This window comes from Leuconostoc sp. (assembly GCF_965300815.1).
Map to the genome: position 1 here is coordinate 1 of NZ_CBDKZH010000160.1, position 2,261 is coordinate 2,261.

Here is a 2,261-nt window from a genome sequence, read left to right on the forward strand (position 1 = left end):
ATGCTTAATGGAATACCATACCACCGTCAACAACAATTGTTTGTCCAGTTACATAATTAGAATCTTCCCCAGCTAGGAAACTCACAACATTAGCAACATCTTCCGGTTCACTCAAACGACCAAGCGTAATTCCATCAGAGAATTGTGCCATTCCCCATTCATCATCTTGACCAGCATTTTGGCCGACTTCATGCGCAATGTCCCACATCATCGGTGTCTTAACAATACCTGGCGCAAAAGCATTCACCGTGATACCAAATTCAGCTAATTCCTTAGCTGTCGTTTGCGTAATACCACGAATTGCAAATTTCGTTGAACCATACGCTGTCAAATTAGGATTACCTTGTACGCCAGCTTGAGATGTTGCGTTAATAATTTTACCGCCGTGTCCAAGTGACATAAAGGCATCTGCGGCTGCTTGTGTCCCCCAGACCACACCATTCACGTTAATCCCCCAAGTCCAGTTCATATCTTCTTCAGTAACCAACATAATTGGCGTTGTTGGTGCCACACCTGCGTTATTGACGATAACATTGAATTCGCCAAATTTTTCTTTTGTTTCAGCAACTGCTGCAAAAACTTCCGCGCGTTTTGCTACGTCTGCCTGAATCGCAATGGCTTCGCCACCGTTGTCGTTAATCTTATCCGCTACTTTTTGTACCTTGTCTAAATGACGGCCAACTACGGCAACCTTAAAGCCATCTTTAACCAATCGTTCCGCAATCGCTTGGCCAATACCTTGTCCAGCGCCTGTTACTAATGCTACTTTCGTCATCTTTTAATACCCTCCTCTTGATAACTATTTCACAAACAATATACACCTTATATGTGAATTTGTAAACAATTACGCTTGTATGTTGTTACTGCTATAATAAATGCAAGACAATTAACGGGAGAAATGTATGTATTATCTGGATGGTCAATTTTACCAACTTGGGTTGAAGCAAAAAATCAGTTTCTTTGCCATTTCCCTGATGCTTAATTCGTTTGGTAATGGGTTAAGCGTCGCAACGGCCATGGGTTCTGCACCGTGGACGGCTGGTGCGGCTAATCTGGCGCATCTCACCGGCTGGCAAATCGGCATTTTTCTCGCCTTATTTGCCACATCGATTGCTTTTTTAAATATGTTTCTCGCCATGAATTTTAATTGGATCCGTTTTACAGGAAATGTCCTCTTTGGGCTATCTTTTAGTTTATTAGTCGGCATCTTTGCGGCTTTTTTCGTTAAATTAGGGGTTGATGCCATTGCTTGGTATTGGCGTTTATTGCTCGATGTTTTTGCCATTTGGACGATCGGTGTTGCCATTTCCATTTATCAACGCGTAAATTGGGTTTTACATCCCCTAGACGACTTAACAAACATTTTGCGTTTTGACTATTTTCATGGTGATGCGTCAAAAGCCCAGATGAGCAATTTCATCGTTGCGATTGGTATTTCATGCGTGGCCTTTCTCATTAGCCATCAAATTGTAGCGCTTGGCTTAGTCACCCTTGTCTCGTTCTTTTTCAAAGGTCGTAATATCGCTTGGGCTGACCGCCATATCTTTAAACATCTTGTTCACGGCGATGTCCGCGGCGACTAAAAAAGCAACGACCATAATGGCCGTTGCTTTTTGTATTAACGATAACGTTGACTGGTACTAGACTTCCCCAGCGACAGCCAAACCGTCAGTAATAAACTCACCATTACTGGTAACCACCACGTTTTCATCAAGATTGGTGATTGCAAATGACTGATTAACGATAGACTGATAAATAAAATATTCAGGCTCAACGGCCCAACTTGCCACCACCCGGAATACCCCATATCGTGTAACCTTCTCGTGTATAAAGCCACGGTTGGTAAAACAACGATAACTGACATAAAACACGATACCATCACAACAAGCATCACCGTTGCTTCAACCGCACTCGTTTCCGTTTGTGCTGCAGCTTGTCGGCCAAAAAAAGCACCCAGCCGAGCGACTACCACGATGATGCTGTCCACAATAACAGACACACTCCCCCAAAACCACACAATCCAATTGAACGCACGACGTGAACTCGTCCCACGAAAATTGGTATACTGCTTAAAAAAGTCAGCTAAGGCCCCCCACGCTGTCATTACCTATTTCCCCCTTTGATAGCTTGCTATCAATCTTACCATATCTTAAAAAATTAAAAAAATTTATCAATAGTTTATTCACCTTGTTCACAGGAGCTCAACTGCAGCCCGTCATGATAAGCTGCGGTTAACCGAGATAAAATGTTAAAATATGAAG

General features: G+C 42.7%; 3 protein-coding genes. 1 reads left to right on the forward strand and 2 read right to left on the reverse strand.

Features of this window, described 5'->3' with window-relative positions:
- Nucleotides 1-4 precede the first annotated feature (4 nt).
- Nucleotides 5-775, reverse strand: coding sequence for a (S)-acetoin forming diacetyl reductase (locus ACW12G_RS07615; RefSeq protein WP_048700307.1), 771 nt, complete (start codon nt 773-775; stop codon nt 5-7).
- A gap of 127 nt (nt 776-902) precedes the next feature.
- Between ACW12G_RS07615 and ACW12G_RS07620 the strand changes: the two genes are divergently transcribed.
- A complete protein-coding gene (locus ACW12G_RS07620; RefSeq protein WP_455647677.1) occupies nt 903-1,583 on the forward strand; it encodes a hypothetical protein in 681 nt (226 codons plus the stop codon).
- A 35-nt stretch (nt 1,584-1,618) separates the two neighbouring features.
- Here the strand turns inward: ACW12G_RS07620 and ACW12G_RS07625 are convergent, their stop codons facing one another.
- Nucleotides 1,619-2,104 carry a DUF805 domain-containing protein gene (locus ACW12G_RS07625; RefSeq protein ID WP_048700309.1) on the reverse strand — a complete coding sequence of 162 codons (486 nt, stop codon included), beginning with the start codon at nt 2,102-2,104 and terminating at the stop codon, nt 1,619-1,621.
- Nucleotides 2,105-2,261 lie beyond the last annotated feature (157 nt).